General features: G+C 58.5%; 22 protein-coding genes. 4 read left to right on the top strand and 18 right to left on the bottom strand.

Annotation, left to right across the window (positions count from 1 at the left end; genetic code table 11):
• Window positions 1–75: 75 nt before the first annotated feature.
• Genes N6L24_RS03885 through purF form a run of 3 tightly spaced genes read right to left on the bottom strand, consistent with a single transcriptional unit; the run spans window position 76 to window position 2,738 of the window.
• Window positions 76–720, bottom strand: a complete 645-nt coding sequence (locus N6L24_RS03885; protein ID WP_271843318.1) for an SDR family NAD(P)-dependent oxidoreductase — start codon at window positions 718–720, stop codon at window positions 76–78.
• 31 nt (window positions 721–751) lie between these two features.
• Window positions 752–1,216, bottom strand: coding sequence for a DUF1284 domain-containing protein (locus tag N6L24_RS03880; protein ID WP_271843317.1), 465 nt, complete (start codon window positions 1,214–1,216; stop codon window positions 752–754).
• 4 nt (window positions 1,217–1,220) lie between these two features.
• Window positions 1,221–2,738 carry an amidophosphoribosyltransferase gene (gene purF, locus N6L24_RS03875; protein ID WP_271843316.1) on the bottom strand — a complete coding sequence of 506 codons (1,518 nt, stop codon included), beginning with the start codon at window positions 2,736–2,738 and terminating at the stop codon, window positions 1,221–1,223.
• Window positions 2,739–3,311: 573 nt separating this feature from the next.
• Here purF and N6L24_RS03870 point away from each other — a divergent pair.
• Window positions 3,312–4,175 carry a minor capsid protein gene (locus N6L24_RS03870; RefSeq protein WP_271843315.1) on the top strand — a complete coding sequence of 288 codons (864 nt, stop codon included), beginning with the start codon at window positions 3,312–3,314 and terminating at the stop codon, window positions 4,173–4,175.
• Complete coding sequence (locus N6L24_RS03865; RefSeq protein ID WP_271843314.1) at window positions 4,172–4,687, top strand: hypothetical protein; 516 nt, start codon at window positions 4,172–4,174, stop codon at window positions 4,685–4,687. Before N6L24_RS03870 ends, N6L24_RS03865 begins: the two co-directional genes overlap by 4 nt.
• A gap of 236 nt (window positions 4,688–4,923) precedes the next feature.
• Here the strand turns inward: N6L24_RS03865 and N6L24_RS03860 are convergent, their stop codons facing one another.
• The 13 genes from N6L24_RS03860 to N6L24_RS03800 all read right to left on the bottom strand — a co-directional run bounded on the left by N6L24_RS03860 (window position 4,924) and on the right by N6L24_RS03800 (window position 15,987).
• Complete coding sequence (locus N6L24_RS03860) at window positions 4,924–5,478, bottom strand: CvpA family protein (RefSeq protein WP_271843313.1); 555 nt, start codon at window positions 5,476–5,478, stop codon at window positions 4,924–4,926.
• A 28-nt stretch (window positions 5,479–5,506) separates the two neighbouring features.
• Window positions 5,507–6,874 (bottom strand): DNA repair protein RadA, encoded by a 1,368-nt coding sequence (gene radA, locus N6L24_RS03855; RefSeq protein ID WP_271843312.1) that lies wholly within the window; start codon window positions 6,872–6,874, stop codon window positions 5,507–5,509.
• Between the two features lie 17 nt (window positions 6,875–6,891).
• Complete coding sequence (locus tag N6L24_RS03850) at window positions 6,892–7,317, bottom strand: paraquat-inducible protein A (RefSeq protein ID WP_271843473.1); 426 nt, start codon at window positions 7,315–7,317, stop codon at window positions 6,892–6,894.
• Window positions 7,318–7,434: 117 nt separating this feature from the next.
• A complete protein-coding gene (locus N6L24_RS03845; protein WP_271843311.1) occupies window positions 7,435–8,235 on the bottom strand; it encodes a DNA repair protein in 801 nt (266 codons plus the stop codon).
• 191 nt (window positions 8,236–8,426) lie between these two features.
• Window positions 8,427–9,173, bottom strand: a complete 747-nt coding sequence (locus tag N6L24_RS03840; protein ID WP_271843310.1) for an ABC transporter ATP-binding protein — start codon at window positions 9,171–9,173, stop codon at window positions 8,427–8,429.
• Window positions 9,170–9,952 carry an MlaE family ABC transporter permease gene (locus tag N6L24_RS03835; protein ID WP_271843309.1) on the bottom strand — a complete coding sequence of 261 codons (783 nt, stop codon included), beginning with the start codon at window positions 9,950–9,952 and terminating at the stop codon, window positions 9,170–9,172. Before N6L24_RS03835 ends, N6L24_RS03840 begins: the two co-directional genes overlap by 4 nt.
• Window positions 9,949–10,983 (bottom strand): alanine racemase, encoded by a 1,035-nt coding sequence (gene alr, locus N6L24_RS03830; RefSeq protein ID WP_271843308.1) that lies wholly within the window; start codon window positions 10,981–10,983, stop codon window positions 9,949–9,951. Before alr ends, N6L24_RS03835 begins: the two co-directional genes overlap by 4 nt.
• Window positions 10,984–11,118: 135 nt before the next feature.
• Complete coding sequence (locus N6L24_RS03825) at window positions 11,119–12,603, bottom strand: replicative DNA helicase (RefSeq protein WP_271843307.1); 1,485 nt, start codon at window positions 12,601–12,603, stop codon at window positions 11,119–11,121.
• A 266-nt stretch (window positions 12,604–12,869) separates the two neighbouring features.
• The gene (locus N6L24_RS03820) at window positions 12,870–13,550 is read right to left on the bottom strand and encodes an orotate phosphoribosyltransferase (protein ID WP_271843306.1); all 681 of its coding nucleotides are present in this window, start codon (window positions 13,548–13,550) and stop codon (window positions 12,870–12,872) included.
• A gap of 90 nt (window positions 13,551–13,640) precedes the next feature.
• Window positions 13,641–14,681 (bottom strand): dihydroorotase, encoded by a 1,041-nt coding sequence (pyrC, locus tag N6L24_RS03815; RefSeq protein ID WP_271843305.1) that lies wholly within the window; start codon window positions 14,679–14,681, stop codon window positions 13,641–13,643.
• Between the two features lie 119 nt (window positions 14,682–14,800).
• Window positions 14,801–15,175 (bottom strand): DUF1761 domain-containing protein, encoded by a 375-nt coding sequence (locus N6L24_RS03810; RefSeq protein WP_271843304.1) that lies wholly within the window; start codon window positions 15,173–15,175, stop codon window positions 14,801–14,803.
• Between the two features lie 22 nt (window positions 15,176–15,197).
• Window positions 15,198–15,635 carry an SRPBCC family protein gene (locus N6L24_RS03805; RefSeq protein WP_271843303.1) on the bottom strand — a complete coding sequence of 146 codons (438 nt, stop codon included), beginning with the start codon at window positions 15,633–15,635 and terminating at the stop codon, window positions 15,198–15,200.
• A complete protein-coding gene (locus N6L24_RS03800; RefSeq protein ID WP_271843302.1) occupies window positions 15,625–15,987 on the bottom strand; it encodes an ArsR/SmtB family transcription factor in 363 nt (120 codons plus the stop codon). The genes N6L24_RS03805 and N6L24_RS03800 overlap by 11 nt, the downstream gene beginning before the upstream one ends.
• Window positions 15,988–16,088: 101 nt before the next feature.
• Here N6L24_RS03800 and N6L24_RS03795 point away from each other — a divergent pair, with 101 nt between their 5' ends.
• Window positions 16,089–16,475, top strand: a complete 387-nt coding sequence (locus N6L24_RS03795) for a GFA family protein (protein ID WP_271843301.1) — start codon at window positions 16,089–16,091, stop codon at window positions 16,473–16,475.
• Window positions 16,476–16,565: 90 nt separating this feature from the next.
• Here the strand turns inward: N6L24_RS03795 and infC are convergent, their stop codons facing one another.
• Window positions 16,566–17,024 carry a translation initiation factor IF-3 gene (infC, locus tag N6L24_RS03790; RefSeq protein ID WP_334312310.1) on the bottom strand — a complete coding sequence of 153 codons (459 nt, stop codon included), beginning with the start codon at window positions 17,022–17,024 and terminating at the stop codon, window positions 16,566–16,568.
• Between the two features lie 285 nt (window positions 17,025–17,309).
• Here infC and N6L24_RS03785 point away from each other — a divergent pair, with 285 nt between their 5' ends.
• On the top strand, window positions 17,310–18,143 hold the full coding sequence (locus N6L24_RS03785) for a translation initiation factor 3 (protein ID WP_271843300.1): 834 nt from the start codon (window positions 17,310–17,312) through the stop codon (window positions 18,141–18,143).
• 136 nt (window positions 18,144–18,279) lie between these two features.
• On the opposite strand, the gene N6L24_RS03780 is transcribed toward N6L24_RS03785, so the two are convergent.
• A complete protein-coding gene (locus N6L24_RS03780) occupies window positions 18,280–19,140 on the bottom strand; it encodes a ferredoxin--NADP reductase (RefSeq protein WP_271843299.1) in 861 nt (286 codons plus the stop codon).
• Window positions 19,141–19,243: the final 103 nt, after the last annotated feature.

The following is a 19,243-nucleotide window of genomic DNA, read 5'->3' as shown; positions in this document are numbered from 1 at the left end:
GAACCTGCCCACGGCAAGCGAGGGCAGGGAAAACACTGAAAGCGCCGCAGAATTGCAACGGCGCGGCGGGTCGCTTCAGAGGCCCAATTCCCCAACCAGTCGCCGCGCTTCCTCTTGCGGGCTGCTGAGGTTTGCGCGGTCCTCGCCGGGGAAAAACCGTGCGCGGGTGCCGGTGGGCATGCCCTTGGGGGTCAGAATGCTAACCTTGGGGCCGGTGCTGGCAGTTTCGGCCTGCCAGCTTTTGGCTAGGGCAATCTGCGCCGCTTTGGTGGCCCCGTAAGAGCCGAAGAATTTTTCGCCGCCGCGCGGATCGTCAAAGAACACAGCGTGCCCCTCATGGTCCAACAGCGGGGCCATAAACGGAATGAGCTGCCCGGTGGCGGTGACATTGCTGGCCACGGATTTTGCCCAATCCTTCTGGTCGATGTGCCCCGCCGGGGTCAGCGGCGCGCCATGCACCGCGGTATGCACCCAAAGGTCAACCTTGCCCCAACGATCAAAGATCGAGCGGCACAGTTGCGCCATGGCGTCGGTGTTGGTGATATCCATCGGGGCCAGCGTCGCTGCGCCGCCTTTGGCCTTGATGCGGTCGTCCAGATCCTCAAGCCCACCAACGGTGCGGCCGACGGCGACGATGTGGTATTCGGGCGCAAGCGTTTCGGCAAAGGCAAAGCCCAAGCCACGCGATGCGCCGGTCACTAATGCGATTTTCTCTGTCATGACACTCCTTTGCGGGGCCGCGCCCACAAGGTCAAGACCCCTCGGTGGGCAATTCTGCGGTGCTGTGGCCATCTGCGGCATGCAGCCGCGCCAGCGCAGCCTCGCAGGCCCCCAAGGACAGCCATTGGCAATTCTGGCACAGGCGGGAAAGGCTGCCAGGTGGCACATTGTTCTTGATGCGCTTCAGCGCCTCGCCCCAGGTGATGCAATCGCCGTTTTTCAGGCCAAGCGCCTTGGCGTGGCGTTCGTCGAGCGCGCGAATGGTATTGATCTTGACGCAGCCCAGTGCGCGGCGCTCGGGGCAGGGGGTGCAGATGCTGTCGGCCACGAAGGTGACAGTGATGCGCGTTTGTTCGCCGCCTTTGGCCCGCAGCGTGCCATCGACAATCTCGCTCATGTTGCGGGTAAAAGCGGCAGAATAGCCTGCGCCCTGAAACCCCAGGGCGCAGAGAAAATGGTGCGGCCGGAACCTGACAGGATGTCCGCCCCGCGCCATAAGCTTAGCCGTTGACAGCAGCCTTGTCGCTGCTGGCCTTATCTGGAAAATCTTTGATCTTGGCGCTGACACGCGAGGTGGTTTCCAGCGAGGCAAGATAATCGGCGCTGACGCTGCCGGTGATGTAATTGCCGTCAAAGCAAGAACAATCAAAGGCCTCGATTTCCGGGTTGCCTTCCTGAGCGGCCCAAACCAGATCCTCGAGCTTCTGATAGAACAGCGCATCTGCGCCCAGTTCCTGACGGATCTCTTCGACTGTGCGGCCATCGGCCACCAGTTCATGTTTGGTCGGCATATCGATCCCGTAGACGTTCGGGTATTTCACCGGCGGCGAGGCGCTGGCGATATAGACCTTTTTCGCGCCTGCTTCGCGGCACATCTGAACGATCTTTTTGATCGTATTGCCGCGCACAATGGAATCGTCGATCAGCAGGACGTTCTTGTCTTTGAACTCCAACGGGATCGCATTCAGCTTGCGGCGGACGGATTTTTGGCGCTCTGCCTGACCGGGCATAATAAAGGTGCGCCCGACATAGCGATTTTTCACCAGACCTTCGCGGTAGCGGATGCCGGTGGCATTGGCGACCTCAAGCGCGACGGGGCGCGCGGAATCAGGCACTGGGATGATGGTGTCAATCTCCAGCCCGCTGTCCGCGATTTGTTTGGCGAGGGTCATGCCCATACGGGTCTGCGATTTGTAGACAGAGATCTTGTCGAGCATCGAATCCGGCCGCGCCAGATAGACATATTCAAAGATGCAGGGCGTCAGCTTGCCTTCGGCAGCCTGATAGCTGTGCATCTGGCCCTCCATGTCGATCAGGATCGCTTCACCGGGCTTCACATCGCGCAGCTTTTCAAAGCCGTTGATGCCAAAGGCGACATCTTCGGATGCAAAGCAATAATCATCGCCCTGACCCGCGACCGCGCGTTTGCCGACCGAAAGCGGGCGAATGCCATGCGGGTCGCGGAAGGCCATGAGGCCAACGCCCGCAATCATGGTGATGACCGAATAGGCCCCTTGCACGCGCTCCATCGTCATTTTCACGCCGGCAAAAACATTGCGGATCGCATCGCCGGTGCCATTGACCTTGATGGCGTCCGAAATTTTATCGGCCAGAACATTCAGCAGGATTTCGGAATCCGAGGTGGTGCGCAGATGACGGCTGTATTTGCCGGTCACCTTGGCGCTTTGCTCGGCGGTGTTGGTGATATTGCCGTTGTGCACCAGATAGATGCCATAGGGCGCATTGACGAAAAACGGCTGCGCCTCAGCTGCGCTGAGCGAGCCGGCAGTCGGATAGCGCACATGGCCAATGCCCACGCGGCCGGTCAGTGTTTCCGCCTCGGCCGGGCCAAAGACGTCTTTGACGAGCCCGTTGGCCTTTTTCTCGCGAAAGAATTCGCCATTGTAGGTGACGATGCCAGAGGCATCCTGACCGCGGTGCTGCAACATCAGCAGGCCGTCGTAAATTTCAGCAAAGACATCAGTATTCAGGTTAGAGATGCCTAGAATCCCGCACATAGATCGGCTCCAATTCCACAGGTCAGTTGTCGGTGTTGCATCTGCTTTTGCTCTGAAAGGGGCAGCAACGCGCGCCGCTTTGCCAGATGTGTATCACAGATTCGCGTTTGGTCAGAAAAATCATGGGCCCCCGGGGCCTTCTGCGATGCTGCGCGGCGCGAAACGGCGCAAAAAAACGCGCCAGAGACCGGGCGCGTTGCAGATGAAGAGACGAGGGGGGCTTTGGTGGCATTCGCATGCGCGCTGCCATAGGGCACCAGATAGGGCGCAGCCATAGGGGCAGCTTTAATACCAGCGTGTGTCGACAGGCGGGACAAGTGCGCGATCCGAATCCAATAGTCAAACTTGAGCCTCTCTTAGTGGGTCGCGTGCAATATGTCACGAAGGTAACAGAGATTATGGCAAATAGCGTGACGTAGGGGGAAGGGGGGGATGACGGGTGTGGGGGACACTGTGCGCTTTGATGGTGGCTGCCCTAAGGGCTGCTTTTGAAAGTGCGTACGAGTGGTTAACGGAAAATTAGCTGACCGGAACAACGATAATCACCGGTAACTGCAACAGGGTGGCACAACGATGTTCGTCGATCAGAACTTATACAAAACGGCGTTTATGGCATACCTTCGCAAAGGAACGCCCATTGAACTGTCTGTCAAGCGAGCGCGACCAACCGCCCACTATATTTGGCGCACCCGAAATGATGGAAAAGTTCGCTCATCGCATGCTAACCGAGAAGGACAGGTTTTTGCATGGGACGATCCGCCTGTTGGAGGCCATCCGGGAGAAGATTACAACTGTCGATGCACTGCAGAACCCTACTATCCGGAAACATCCGAGTATTTGCGCCTCTCCATCGATGGGGTTGGCACCAAGTCCGGCTGGTCTAACACTGACTTCGTAAATCACTATTTTTACGGTGGTGGACGTGGCGTGACGCTCAGGCAAATCGGGCATAGTCAAAAGATCATATCAGCTTTCATTGATCGACGTGGAAAGGAACTTCAAGACCAAATAGCGGATGCAGCAAGAAGTGCGCGTGGTGGATCCGTCTCTTATGGCTTTGAAAATACGTATGATATGACAGGAGTTGTCTTCAGTATCGGCGACACCACAATCGGTGGATCATTCTCTGGGCAAAGCGTGGCCCAAAACGGTATCATCGACTTTTCAGGCAGCTTGGACCTTTATCTTGATGACGAATTCGCGGACCCATTGGACGTCGGGGTGGAAGTAGATGACTACCGCCCCGGAAGTATCCTCTACGATAATATTCACAGGCCTTTGAACGACTATTTGAGAGGCCGCACTGGATTGCCAACTGGTGGCCCGCAAAGACTAGGTGTTCGCGATGGGAAGCCCTATTCCATCACCGGAACATGGTCCGGCTCGGTCGAAGGGCGAATCTATGCAGATGCAACTCGGAGCAGTTATACAGAATGATCTCAGTTTTTCGCGTCTTCATCGTCACATTGAGTGGCTTTGCAATCCTAGGTGGCCTAGCCCTAAGCGCGCTCGTCTCGGTATATTCGCTGAAGTTTGGCCAGTGTGTAAAACTACCAAATGGGAGCGAACTGAGCTATGAGGCATTTGTCGACTTCGGTAACAGCTACTTGAGACCGGATGTTGTGCTGCGTGATCCAGAGGGTGTCATCATTGGCAAAGAAATTTGGCCCATTCGTGTAACGGACATTGCAACCTTTGGAATCTCTCGGTCGGAACATAACAGCTCGAAGCCAGACGTTTCCTTTGTCTGGACCGCCGACACCGGCCTAGTCACGAAAGAGGAAAACCCATTCTTGTATGCTGAACTTCTGACCACCGCCACTGCGGCGTCAAACTACATCGGAGCACCCGTCGATTTGCACGTGAATACCCTTTGGATGTTCAAACGGCTATCGGAAGAAGAACAATACAATGGGCAATCATGCGCAACGCGCTACTTCACGATTTAAATGAATAAATCAAAAACAACCTGTCCATCCCTTTAAAAATCTTGAGCCACAAGCCCTTTGCAAAACCCGGTTTAGTTTTGTCAGGTTTATATCCATAGCTTGAGCAGCGGACATCGGTGCATGGTGCAGCATCCGACGCTTTGGCCTCTCGCCTGCTATCCGCCTTAACCCCCAGCCCACCAAAAAAGCCCGGCGCATGGCCGGGCTTTGTCATACCGTCGATTGTACCGTGCAGCTTATGCGCTGCAGTGGCCCACCAGCTCTTCGTATTGTGAGGTGATCCACCCCAGTGCTTGGGCGGGGTCGCGTTCTTCGATCTGGCCGGTCATCTGGGCAAAGACCACGGCGGAGCGGCTGTTGTCGACCATCGGGATGTCCTGGCTGGTGACAACGGTTTCATAGACAAAAAAGGCAATCGCCACGAGAAGAATGCCGCGCAAAACCCCGAAGAGAAAGCCAAGCCCCTGATCCAGACCGCCCAAAGCGGTGCGCTGCACCAGCGAGGAAAACAGCGGTGTGAAGAGTGAGACCACCACCAGCGCGGCCGCGAAGACCGCGGCAAAGCCGGCAATAATGCCCAGCTCGCAGCTGTCTGCCAGATATTGGCCGACATAGGGCACCTCTTTCACCAGAGGTTCGATCTGCGGCGCAAAGAGAAAGGCCAAAACAGCGGCGGCCAACCAGCCCACAATCGCCATGCCTTCGCGTACCAGTCCGCGCGAATAGGCCAGCAAGGCAGACACAATAATGACGCCCGCGACAACGCCGTCGATAATGGTGAAACCATCCATAGTTCAGTCCTGTCCCTCTGTTTTGACGCTACCCAGCGCCAAATATGTCGCCCACGAATTGAGTCAAATCCCCAAGAGTGTTGAGCGCCATGCCCGGCACATCCGGCGATTTCCCCCCTTTTGGGGCTATTGCAGAGGTGAAACCAAGTTTTTGGGCTTCTTTCAACCTGTTTTCTGTCTGGCTGACCGGTCGCAGCGCGCCCGAGAGAGAAATTTCGCCAAATACCACGGTTTCCGCGGGGATACTGGCGTCTTCGCGCGCCGAAAGCAGCGCGGCCGCCACGGCGAGGTCGGCGGCTGGCTCGCTGATCTTCATGCCGCCCGCGACGTTCAGATAGACATCCAGCCCGGTAAAGGGGATGCCGCAGCGCGCTTCGAGCACTGCGAGAATCATCGCAAGGCGCGCGCTGTCCCAACCGACAACCGCGCGGCGTGGCTGCGCGTGCGGGCTGGGCGCGACCAGCGCCTGCAGTTCGACAAGCACCGGGCGCGTGCCTTCAATCCCGGCAAAGACAACAGAGCCGGGCGCAGGCGTGCCGCGTTCTGACAGAAACAGCGCAGAGGGGTTGGTGACTTCGGCCAGCCCGCGCCCAGTCATTTCAAACACGCCAATTTCATCCGAGGCCCCAAAGCGGTTTTTCACCGCGCGCAGCACGCGAAATTGATGGCCGCGCTCGCCTTCGAAATAGAGCACCGTGTCAACCATATGTTCCACCACACGTGGCCCGGCAATCTGCCCGTCCTTAGTGACATGGCCCACCAGAATGACAGCGATATTCTTGCGTTTGGCAAAAGAGGTCAGCTCATGCGCCGCCGCGCGCACCTGACTGACCGATCCGGGGGCTGAGCCGACCGTATCGCTCCACATGGTTTGGATGGAATCAATGATGGCAAGCTGCGGCTTTTCCACATCCAGCGTGGTCAGAATATCGCGCAGGTTGGTTTCTGCGGCCAGTTGCACCGGCGCATCGGTCAAGCCGAGCCGCTGCGCGCGCATGCGTACCTGGGCGGAGGCCTCTTCGCCGCTGACATAGATGGTTTTCAGCCCCTGCCGGGCAAATTGCGCGGCCGCTTGCAAGAGCAGCGTGGATTTGCCGATGCCTGGATCACCGCCCACCAATGTAGCCGAGGCCGGCACCAGCCCGCCGCCCAAAACACGGTCCAGCTCTGAAAGTCCCGAGAATGTGCGGGGTGGGGGGGCTTCCTCGGTGCGCAGATCGGTCAGCGCGATGGATTTGCCCTTGGAGGCCCCAAGCGTGGCGCTGGACGGGCCGGAAGAAATCGGGGTGTCTTCGGAAATGGTGTTCCATTCGCCGCAGCCATCGCAGCGCCCGGACCATTTGTTGAACACCGACCCGCAGGCCGAACAGGAAAAGCTGAGTTTTGATTTTGCCATGTTCTCGTTTTGCCCCCTTATGGGCGGCGCGTCAAATGGCTAATGATCAACGAGGCAAAAATGCAGGCCGTGAACAAATACAGCCCCCAGGCGGTCTGCACATGGCCAAGGCCGATGCCTTTGACCAAAACGATATATATCGCAATCAAGAACACATCAGCCATCGCAAATTTTCCGAGTATTGTTAATGGCTTCAAGAGGTTTTCTGACGCGCGGCCAAAATGGATCAGGGCGATAAGAATGGTTTTGCATATGGGGGCGAATAGCGCAAAAAACGCCACCAGAAGCGCCAGCACAATATCGCTGTGCCAGAGCGTCGCCAGACCGGAGAGGACGGAAACTTCCGACAGACCAAACAGCGGCAACAGCCCCGCGCGCATCAACGGCGCTGCCCAGCTGATGGGGAAGAGGACAAGCAGGGCGAGATTGAGAATACGCAACATGCGCGTGGTGTAGCGCAATTGCGGCGCAACGACACCTGTTTATGAGGTGACTGCGCCGGGGGCAGATGTTGCGCTGCCTCCGGCGGGAGTATTTTGGAAAAGATGAAGCGCGCGGGCCTAGTGTTTCGGCTGTGACTGATCGCGGCGTTTCTTTTTGTCGTCGCCCGGCATTTTTGGGGCAAGTTTGACGATGGTTGGATCGTCGTCCAGCTCATAGCCAAGTTCGGGCAATAGCTCCATCAGATCGGCTTCCAGCCGCTCGATCTGCGTTGCTGCGCTGCGCTCATCGGCTTCGACATCGGCAAGCCAGCGTTTCAGGCTTTCGCAGGTCTGCTGCGCCATGTCGATGCGATCTGTCAGCGCGTCGACCTCGGTTTGACGTTGTTCAAGGAACTGCCGGGCGCGGGCGACTTTTTCGTCAGAATAGACTTTGGCCAGGTCCCGCGACTGATGCGACATTTGGGCGGCGATCTCTAAGATCTCCGGTTCCAGTTCTTTGAGGTCCGGATGATTGCGCATGTGCGTGAGGCGTTCGCGAATAGAATCAAATTCCCCCGCAAGTTTGAAAGTATCGGCGCGGTCGGCGCTGTGGCTGAGCCAATAGGCCTCGGCCACGTCTTTCATATTCATGCGGAATTTACGGTGGCTGCGCTCAAGCTGCATGATGCGATTATGGCTGGGCAGGAAGGCAAAAAGGCCAAAGGCCAATGCCGTCAGGCCAAGTTGCAGAATCATGCCGGCATTGGCGATTTCCGTTTCGCCAAAGCGCAGATCAAGTGAAAGCCAAGGCCAGACGCCCAAGGCGGCCAGCGCCGACATAAGGCCCATGGCAAGAGCCAGACCGAGAAGAATTACCAAAGCTGAGGCCTGGATCACACCCAGACCTGTCAGCAGAAACTTGCTGAAACCATTACCCATTTTTCTATCCCCTAGTCTCTATCCTCTCACCCGGTTGCCTATCTGGCAAGAAATTTCTGTTGATAAACAACCGGATGCCAAAGAAGTAGGGCGCGACGGGGGAGAGTCGAGCGCTGGCAAGCAAAAAATTCACCCTCCGAAGCGGGGGCGGGAAATTGCGATGTTATGTGTTGAAAAGCGCGGGTTTTGGTCTAGCGCACGGCGGCAATTGGCCCCTCGGCGCGGCCATGGATGAACTGATCCAAATGCGGATCGCCGCTGCTGTCCAGCTGCGCCACGGGACCTGTCCATTTGATCACGCCGTCATGCAGCATGGCGACCTTGTCGGCGATGGCGCGCACGCTGGTCATGTCGTGGGTGATGGTCATGGCGGTTGCACCCATTTCCACCACGATTTCACGGATCAGATCATTGATGACGCCGGACATGATCGGGTCAAGCCCGGTGGTGGGTTCATCAAAGAATATGATCTCTGGTTCTGCGGCAATGGCGCGGGCCAGTCCGACCCGTTTCTGCATGCCGCCCGAGAGTTCTGAGGGGAAAAGATCCGCCACATCCGGGGTCAGCCCCACGCGGCGCAGTTTTTCGATCGCGATCTCGCGGGCCTCGGCTTTCGGCCGTTTGAGAGAGCCGCGCAGCAGGCGAAAAGCCACGTTCTGCCAGACACTTAGACTGTCAAACAGCGCGCCGCCCTGAAACAGCATGCCAAAGCGCGCCAAAAAGGCATCCCGCTCGGCCCGGGCAGCGTCCTGCCCATCGACAAGGATGCGGCCCTGATCCGGGGTGATCAGCCCCAGCACGCATTTTAAGGCCACCGATTTGCCAGTGCCCGAGCCGCCGATGATCACCATGCTTTCGCCTTTGGGGATCGTCAGATCCACCCCGCGCAGCACCTGTTTTGGCCCAAAGCTCTTGTGAACGTTTTCCAGCGTGATCATGACGAGAAGAACACCGATGTGAGAATGAAATTGGCCGCCAGGATCAGCACCGCCGCGGCCTGAACCGAGGCTTTGGTGGCCTGGCCGACGCCCTGGGCACCGCGCCCGGATTGCATACCGAAATAACAGCCCATCGTGGCGGCGATCCCGCCAAACGCGGCCCCTTTGATCAGCGAGCTGAGGATGTCAGAGAGCTCCAGAAAGTCGGCGGTGTTTTTCAGATAGCTGGCAGAGTTGAACCCCAGCTGTTGCACCCCAACCACATAGCCGCCAAAAATGCCGATGATATCGCCAATGCCGACCAAAATCGGCACCACAATCAACGCGGCGAGCACACGCGGGGCGGTGAGATACTTCATCGGGTGAGTCGAAAGTGTCACCAGCGCGTCAATCTGCTCGGTCACTTTCATAGTGGCGATTTCAGCGGCAATCGAGGATGTGACCCGCGCGGCAATCATCAGGCCGACCAAAACAGGGCCCAGTTCGCGCACCATGCCAATGGCGACAATCTGCGGCACGACCGCTTCGGCGCTGAAACGGGCGCCGCCAGCATAGATCTGCAAGGCAAGGGCACCGCCGGTGAAAAAGGCGGTCAGCCCGACCACCGGCAGCGACAGCCAGCCGATCTGCAACAGCGCGGCGAGAAACTCGCGCCAGTAAAACGGCGGGCGCAGCATGTGGCTGAGCCCGTCAAAGGCAAAAATCGCCACCTGGCCGATGGTGGCCAGCAGTCCCAGAACCGCGCGTCCGAGATGCTGCAGCGGGCTGAGCAGGATCATGAGAGATACCGCCGCTGATAGCGCGCGCCAAGCGAGGTGAGGATTTCATAGCCGATGGTGCCCGCGGCCTCAGCCAGAACATCAACGGTCTGATCTTCGGTCAGAATGTCGAGTTCGCGCGGGTCTTCGCCGAGATCGGTGATATCCACGCCAATCATATCCATGGAAATGCGGCCGATGACCGGGCAGGCCTCGCTGCCGTGATAGACCGAGATATCCGGGCCCATGGCGCGCAGCAGACCATCGGCATAGCCAGCGGCAATGGTGGCAACACGGCTTGGGCGCGCGGCGGTCCAGGTGTTGGAGTAGCCAACGGTTTCGCCAGCCTCCAGGTCGCGGCATTGGATCACCGGGATCGACACATGCGCCACCGGCTCTGCATCGGCAAAAGGGGCACCGCCGTAAAGGCCAACACCGGGGCGGGTCAGGTCAAAGTGATAGTCTTTGCCCAAAAGGATGCCGCCGGTCGCCGAGAGGCTGCGCGGGATGTTCAGGCCGGAGGTCATGTCTTTGAACTGCGCCAGCTGCTGGGCGTTCATCGCGTGTTCCGGCTCATCCGCGCAAGCCAGATGTGACATGATTAGGGTTGCGTTTTGCTGCACGGCGATCTCGCGCAGGGCGGCCCATTCGGCAGGTTCCATGCCAAGGCGGTTCATGCCGGTGTCCAGCTGCACCCCAAAAGGTGCGCCCGGCAGGCTTTCGACATGGCGCAGCATTTGATCGATGGAATTGATCATCGGGGTCAACTGCATGTCATGGATCATATCGGTATCGCCGGGCATATGGCCGGAGAAGACGTTGATTTCCGGCCCCGGGCCAAGCGCTTGGCGCACGGCGACGCCTTCTTCGGTGGCGGCCACGAAAAATTTGCGTACCCCGGCCTGGGCCAGCGCGCGGGCGACGCGGGCGACCCCCAGACCGTAGCCATCGGCTTTGACGACGGCGCCAGTCTCGCAAGTGGATTTTGCATCCAGCGCGCGCCAATTGCGCACAAGGGCAGACAGATCAATGGAAAGCGTTGCTGTAGACATGGCTGTTTGTTGAAGCGCCGAGCGCGTCAGGTCAAGCGCTTTTGTGCTTTGCCGGCAATGCGTTCAGGGCGGCGGCGCTGGCGGTGGCAAACCGTGTCGGTTCTGCCACCTTGCGCCGCAGCTCAGCGCCCCGGATCAATGCGCGCCCTGATCCTGTTGCCAGGGCTTCACCAGGTTGCCAAAACGGGTGAATTGGCTTTCGAACGACAGATCCACGGTGCCGATGGGGCCGTGACGCTGCTTGCCAATAATTACCTCGGCGCGGCCATGCAGCCGCTCCATCTCTTCCTGCCACGTGGCCATTTTTTCGAGGTCATGTTCGCCCGGTTTTTCGCGTTCTTTGTAATATTCTTCCCGGAAAACGAACATGACCACGTCGGCGTCCTGCTCGATGGAGCCTGATTCACGCAGGTCTGAGAGTTGCGGGCGTTTGTCATCCCGGCTTTCCACCGACCGCGACAGCTGCGAGAGCGCGATGACGGGGATGTTGAGTTCTTTGGCGATGGCTTTCATGCCCATGGAAATCTCGCCGATCTCCTGCACACGGTTCTCTGCGGTGCCGCGACAGAGCTGCAGATAGTCGATGATCAGCACATCCAGCCCATGGGTCCGTTTGAGGCGCCGCGCCCGCGCCGCCAGCTGCGCGATGGGCAGGGCGGGGGTGTCGTCGATGTAAAGCGGGCAGGCCTCAAGCGCCTTGGCGGCATCGACAAAACGGCGGAATTCCTGTTCGGTCATGTCGCCGCGGCGGATCTGCTGGGAGGGCACCTCGGAGGCTTCCGACAGAATCCGCGCCGCCAACTGTTCTGAGCTCATTTCAAGCGAGTAAAAGCCGACGATACCGCCCTCGACCGCGCCTTCGGTGCCATCGGGGCGGATGCCCTTTTTATAGGCTTTGGCGACGTTAAAGGCGATGTTGGTCGCCAGCGAGGTTTTCCCCATCGACGGACGCCCGGCGAGAATCAACAAGTCGGATGGATGTAGCCCACCCAGTTTGGCATCTAGATCGATCAACCCGGTGGAGACACCGGCCAGCCCCCCATCCCGCTGATAGGCGGCGTTGGCGGTTTGCACCGCTTCTGTCACCGCCTTCAGGAAGGAGACAAAGCCACTGTCGGTCTTGCCCTGCTCGGAAAGTTTATAAAGCGCCTGTTCCGCCTGAACGATCTGTTCGCGCGGCTCTTCGGTTACGTCCATCTGCTGTGCGCGGTCCGCGATGGTGTGACCAAGGCCGATGAGTTCACGGCGGATCGCCATGTCATAGATCATCTGCGCATAGTCTTTGGCCGCATAGGCCGAGATGGCTGCCCCGGCGAGGCGCGCCAGATAGGCCGGGCCGCCCAGTTCTTTCAGACCTTCGTCATCCTCAAGGAAAGCTTTGAGCGTCACCGGGGAGGCGAGGTTGTTTTTGGCGATGCGCGCGGCGGCAACCTCATAGATGCGGGCGTGCACCGGGTCATAAAAATGGCTGGCGTTGATCACCGAGGCAACGCGGTCATAGATATCGTTGTTGGTCAGGATCGCGCCCAAAAGCTGTTGCTCAGCCTCAATGGAATGCGGCATCGGGTCGGCATTCTGCGTCTCTGGGCCAACCGGATTGATGGTCGAAATCTCGTTCATACTGCTCCCCCGGTCATGCGCGGGTCTTAGGTGTCTGCGGCATGGTCCTTGGCTGTTCTTGTAGCCAGAAGCACCGGTGCCGCCTATCTTGAAATCTGCGGGGATAACCCGTGGATAAGCCTGTGGGTCTTTTTGACCTTTGGTGGCGCAGATTCGCGCTGCGCCTAGATAGTGTGTCACATCACAGCGAAACCGCCAAATCTGACATGGCCTTTCGCCGCCGAATCAGAGAATCGGCGAAAGATATGCACAATCTGTCCACAGGTTTAGTCGCGTTTATTTGCCTCTTGCCAGGCGCGCGGATCCTTCAGGAAGCGCTCCACCTCGGCCAAAGTCTCTTCAGAAAAGGCATTTTGCGCCCGCGCTTCGGCCAGAACATCCCACCAGGTGCAAAGGTAATGCAGCGCCACGCCGTGATCGCCGAGCGTTTTTTCGGTTTCCGGGAAGATATCGTAGTAGAAAATCACCGCCGTATGGCCACAGGTCGCCCCAGTGTCGCGGATCGCATCGACAAACGACAGTTTGGAGCCGCCATCGGTGGTCAGATCTTCCACCAGCAGCACCCGCTCGCCGTCGCTCATCGCGCCTTCGATCCGGGCGTTGCGGCCATAGCCTTTGGGTTTCTTGCGCACATAGGTCATCGGCAGCGCCATGCGATCGGCGACCAGCGCCGCAAAAGGAATACCCGCGGTTTCCCCGCCAGCGATATTGTCAAAGGCTTCAAAGCCCGCCTCGCGCATCACTGTGATGCTGAGGAAATCCATCAGCGTGCTGCGGATACGCGGGAACGAGATCAGCTTGCGGCAGTCGATATAGCTCGGCGAGGGCAGGCCAGACGCCAGAATAAACGGCTCGTCGGTGTTGAAGTTCACGGCCTTGATTTCCAAAAGCATGCGCGCGGTGAGGCGGGCGATTTCTTCTTTGGCAGGATAGCTGGTCGGGATCATGGCGCGGGCGTCCTTTGCTGAGACTGTGAAGCTGCGGAAGGGCCGAGGGCGCGGGCGCCTCCGGCGGGAGTATTTGAGAAAAGATGAAGCCTAGGCGACATCCCAGTAGACCGGGAAGCCCGGATCAAAGACGGTGACAGGGCCGTCGCCACTGGCGATTTTTTCTGGGAATTGTGTTGGTTGGTCTGACTTTGTGAGTGTCAGAGTCTCGGTATTTACGGGCAGGCCATAAAAACCGGGGCCATTGCGCGAGGCGAATTTCTCCAGCTGATCCAGCGCGCCTTCTTCTTCGAACACATGGGCCAGCAGCGCCATGGTATTGGTGGCGGTGAAACAGCCGGCGCAGCCACAGGCGTTTTCTTTCAGCGGGTCGATATGCGGCGCAGAATCCGTGCCGAGGAAAAACCGCGCATCCCCCGAGGTTGCTGCGGCACGCAGAGCAAGGCGGTGGCTTTCGCGTTTGGCCACGGGCAGGCAGTAGTAATGCGGCTTGATGCCGCCTGCGAGGATGTGGTTGCGGTTGATGATCAGATGGTGCGTGGTGATGGTTGCGCCCAGATCGCTGTCGTTGGCTTTGACATAATCGACGCCATCCTTAGTGGTGATATGTTCCATCACCACCCGCAGGCCCGGTGTGGCGCGGCGAATGGGGTCGAGCACCCGGTCAATGAACACAGCTTCGCGGTCAAAGATGTCGATGTCGGAATTGGTGACTTCGCCATGCACGCAGAGCGGCAGGCCGATTTCAGCCATTTTTTCCAGCACGCCGCGCACCTTGTCAAAATCCTGCACGCCAGAGGCAGAGTTGGTGGTGGCCCCGGCGGGATAAAGCTTGACCGCTTTGACCAGACCGCTGGCATGGGCGGCGGCGACATCTTCGGGGTCGGTTTCTTCGGTGAGGTAGAGCACCATCAGCGGGTCAAACGACTGATCCGCCGGCAGGGCAGCCAGGATACGCTGGTGATACGCTGCGGCATCGGCGTGGGTCACAACCGGCGGCACCAGATTGGGCATGATGATGGCACGGGCGAAATGGCGGGCGGATTCCGGTAGGACGGCTTGCAGCATTGCGCCATCGCGCAGGTGCAGGTGCCAGTCATCGGGGCGGGCAATGGTCAGGCTTTGGGTCATGTCGCCGGATTACACAAGATGACGCAGCCGTGCTAGGGGGTTTGCACGGCTGCGGTATGAAAAATTAGGTCTGTGGCTATGTCGATCACTGTAGCGCTGCACGCCACAGCGGGTTTGAATCAGAGCAGGCCCTGACAGAGGATCATCAAAACCCCTGCAAGCACCACATAGCCGCCGTCAATTAAGGTGGCGGTGCCGGATTTCTGGCTGAAGGCATCCTGCGCCATCACCATGCCGGCCGCTGCCAGAATGGCAAAGATCGCGGTGAAAAGCGCATTGCTTTGCGCGGTCAGCCCAACCACAAGCGCCAGCAGAAAAAGCCCGATGAGTTGCAGCGCCATGGCCGCCCAGGGCAGGGTTGCTGGCGGCTCGGGGCTGATGCCGCTGCCTGTCGCCCAGCTGCGCCCAAGCGCCTTGGGGCTGTAATAGGCCCAGCCCGCCACAAAGGACAGGGCCGTGCCGGCCAGAACGGCGGTGATATTCAGAGGTTCCATGATCTCGCTCCTTCCGGGTGTTTCAGGCCAAAGTTTCGGCCAGCGTGGCCAGGATTTGCGCCCAACCCTGCTGGTGGTTGTCGCGTTCTTCTTCGCCAAAGAAGGTCACATGGGTCAGGGTCACATGGGTGCCATCCCCTTCGGGGCGCAGATCAATCGTGACCTCGGAGCCGGCGGGGGAAAAGGCGCTTTCCCATGTAAAGACAATCTGATCATGGGGTGAGAGTTTGCGATAGATGCCGCGATGGGGCAGATGCTGATCACCGGGGCTCATGATGATTTCAAACGCGCCGCCTTCGCGCGGATCATTGCTGACCTTGGGCGCGCCCATCCCGGGGGCAGGGCGCATGAATTTGGCCAGCGTTTCCGGGTTGAGCCAGGCGTTATATACCACCTCGGGGGCGGCATTGATCACATGATCCACGCTGAGATGCAGGTCTTTGCGGATGTCAGTCGTCATTGGCAGTCTCCTTTGTCAAAATCTCATTCAGCGCCTCAAGGCGGAGGGCCCATATCGAGCGCAGGTCGGCAAACCAGGTGTCGATGCGCCGCAGCGGCGCCATTTGCACCTCGATGATGTGTTCACGCCATTCTGTGCGGCGTGCGACCAACCCGGCGCGTTCCAGCACTTTGATGTGCTTGGACACGGAATTCAGGCTCATGTCGAAATGCTGGGCCAGGGCGGTCACACGCGACGGGCCGTGCTGCGCGAGCAGCGTAAGCAGGGCGCGTCGGGTCGGATCGCTGGCGGCTTTCAGAATGTCGCTGAGCTGGGCGTCATCACTTCGTTCAACCATATGGGTGAATAACATGTCGCGCGCTATCAGTCAACCTTTTGGGTGAATGAAAGGAGGCTTGCTATTTGCGCGGTCCGTCAGCAGGCTGCGGGGCGGACAAAAGACAGGAGGTCAGGATGCCATCAGGGCGATGCGAATGTGGGGCTGTCACATTTACGGTCACTGCGGTGCGGCGGGAGGTGACGGCCTGTCATTGTTCGCAGTGCCGCCGCACCAGCGGCCATGTCTGGGCCTCGACCGTGGCGCAGGAAAGCGCTTTGGTGTTTCAGGACAAGTCGGGGCTGCGGTGGTATCAATCGTCGGGCTTTGCGCAGCGCGGGTTCTGCGCGGAGTGCGGATCAAGCTTGTTTTACAAGATGAAGGGCGGCGGCGATCGGCTGGCCATTGCGGCAGGCTGCATCGATCCCGGGGCTGATTTGCAGCTGACGAAACATATCTTTGTCAAAGACAAGGCGGGGTATTACGACATCACCTGTCAGGCCGAGCAAATTCAGAAATATTGAAACGCGGCGCAGCTGAGGCACCCAACTGTCGCCAAAAGCAAAACCCCGACCACGAGGGCCGGGGTTTCAAACTGTCAAATTGAGCGCGGCTTATTTCGCCAGCGGCCCAATCAGCATGACCATCTGGCGGCCTTCCATCTTGGGGAAGTTTTCGACTTTGCCCAATTCCTTGGTGTCCTCGGCCACACGTTCCAGCAGCTCACGGCCCAGGTTCTGGTGCGCCATTTCACGGCCACGGAAGCGCAGGGTCACTTTGACCTTGTCACCCTTTTCCAAGAACTTAACCACATTGCGCATTTTGACTTCGTAGTCATGCGTGTCGGTGTTGGGGCGGAATTTCACCTCTTTCACCTGAATGGTGGTTTGCTTTTTACGCGCCTCGGATTCGCGCTTTTGCTGTTCGTATTTGAACTTGCCATAGTCCATGATCTTACAGACGGGCGGCGTGGCATTTGGCGAAATTTCGACCAGGTCCAGATCGACCTCACGCGCCAGCGACATGGCTTTGGCGGGGCTGACTACACCGTGGTTTTCGCCTTCTGCGCCAATCAGTCGAATTTCCGGTGCACGGATGCGATCATTGATGCGAGGGCCTGTATCGCGCTGCGGAGGCGCGTTATGTGGTCTGCGGGCTATGGTTTTGATCCTTCAATAATTAGCAGATTTGATGCCACAAACTATAGGTGGCTTTCAGCCGATTCAACCCGATAATCAGCGGATTTGATGCAAATATCGCGGCTTTCCCCTTGTTCTATTTTCTTCGTGATACAATTGATGTGACACGGGAAATATGTCTCGCATTCGCGAGAAGACAATAGAATTGGAGTAGATCCCATGAAGAATTTGATCTGGGTTGCCGTTGCAGCCGTCGTTGGCGGGGTTGCCATTTGGCAAATTACGGATGAGCCAGAGGTCGAGACAACGACCGCGGTGCAGGCCGAAGCAGAAGTGACAGCGCCAGCCCCAGTTGAGGCCGAAGAGACCGTTGCTGAGGTTGAGGCCGAAGTGGAAACCGCGGTTGAGGCTGTGACCGAAGCGGCGGAAGAGGCCGTGCAGCAGGTGCAGGATGAAGCCAAGGCATTGGTTGAAGAAGCGCAAAACAAGGCTGACGAATTGGTCGCTGAGGCGGAAAACGCCGCGTCCGAAGCGCTGAACCTCACCGAAAACGCAGCCGAAACTGCGGAAACCACCGCCGCAGACATGGCTGAGGACACCGCAGAGGCCGCGAGCGAGACTGCAGAAGCGACTGAAGAGGCGGTCGCCGAAACGGCGCAAGCCACCGAAGAAGCGATGAGTGAGACTGCCGAGGCCACGGAAGAGGCGATGAGCGAGACCGCCGAAGCGGTCGAGGGCGCGACGGATGCTGAGACGACAGCTGACGCAGAAGCCATGGCCGAGACCGAGGCGATGGAAGGCACCGCGGATGCTGAGCTGAGCGCCGACACGATGGTTGAGGTTGAGGGCCAAGACATGGCTCTGACGGATCTTCTGACTGTTGAGAACTTCAACATGGAGGCTGTCTCGAAAGTGCTTGAGGGTGTCGACCTGCCAGCCCTGCAGAAAACGGTACTGGAGCAAACGCTGCAGCGTGTTCAGGACGATCCGGCGCTGCTGAGCGACGCGCTTGGCACCATCCGCGAAGCTTTGGGCATTGCACCAGAACAATAAGCTTTAGCGCATAAACACATCGGAAACCGCGTGGCCGTTTGGCCATGCGGTTTTCTTTTGTCGCGGCCACGGGCCCCAGCCACAAAAAAACCGCCCCGAAAGGCGGCTTTTGTTGTTCTTTCAACGTCGCGACGTTTTAGTCGAGGAAGGCTTTCTCAACCACGTAGTGCGCTGGCTTGGAGTTTGCGCCTTCTTCCAGACCATAGGTGTTCTCAAACAGGTCCTTCAGCTCAAGGTTAAACGCCAGGTTGCCACAGATCATCGCGCGGTCGGTGTCTGGGTTCAGCGGCTCAACCCCAAGGTCTTTGAAGGCTTCGCCAGAGCGCATGAGGTCCGTGATGCGGCCCATCTTCGGGCTCTCTTCGCGGGTGGTGGTCGGGTAGTATTTGATCTTCTTCCAGAAGCCTTCGCCGATCACCTCATTGAGCAGCTCATCGTGCTTCAGGCTTTCGATCAGCTCCGCACCATAGGTCAGCTCACCGGCTTCGCGGCAGGTGTGGGTGATGATGACTTCGTCGAATTTCTCATAGGTCTCAGGCTCGCGCAGCAGCGAGGCAAATGGCGCAAAGCCGGTGCCGGTCGCAAAGAACCAGATGCGTTTGCCCGGGATCAGCGCGTCATGCACCAATGTGCCCACGGGTTTGGGACGCAGGATGATTTCGTCACCGACTTTGATGTGCTGCAGCTTGGAGGTCAGCGGACCGTCCTGCACTTTGATCGAGTAAAATTCCATCTCTTCATCCCAGGACGGGGAGGCGATGGAATAGGCCCGCAGCAAAGGTTTCTGCTTGCCGGTCTTGGGGTCAGGATCGCCCATCAGACCGATCATCACAAATTCACCAGACCGGAATCGCAAAGAGGCCGGACGGGTGCAGCGGAAAGAAAACAGACGATCTGTCCAATGTTTCACTTCGGTCACGGTCTGCGGGTCAGGCAGGGCGGGTTTTTTGGGTGCCGCTACGGCAGATGCTTCGGTCACTGCGGTTTGCTCATTCATATCGTCAAATCGGGCGGTATTACCCGCCCTCCATGTAACAGTTTCTAGTCAGGTAAAAAGGGCAATCTCGGCAACTCCGGCATGAGCTGCGTGCAATTGCCCT

This window comes from Cognatishimia sp. SS12 (genome assembly GCF_028369055.1).
Taxonomy (GTDB): domain Bacteria; phylum Pseudomonadota; class Alphaproteobacteria; order Rhodobacterales; family Rhodobacteraceae; genus Cognatishimia.
The sequence above is the reverse complement of the archived record's forward strand: the minus strand, read 5'-3'. Positions and strand labels throughout refer to the sequence as shown.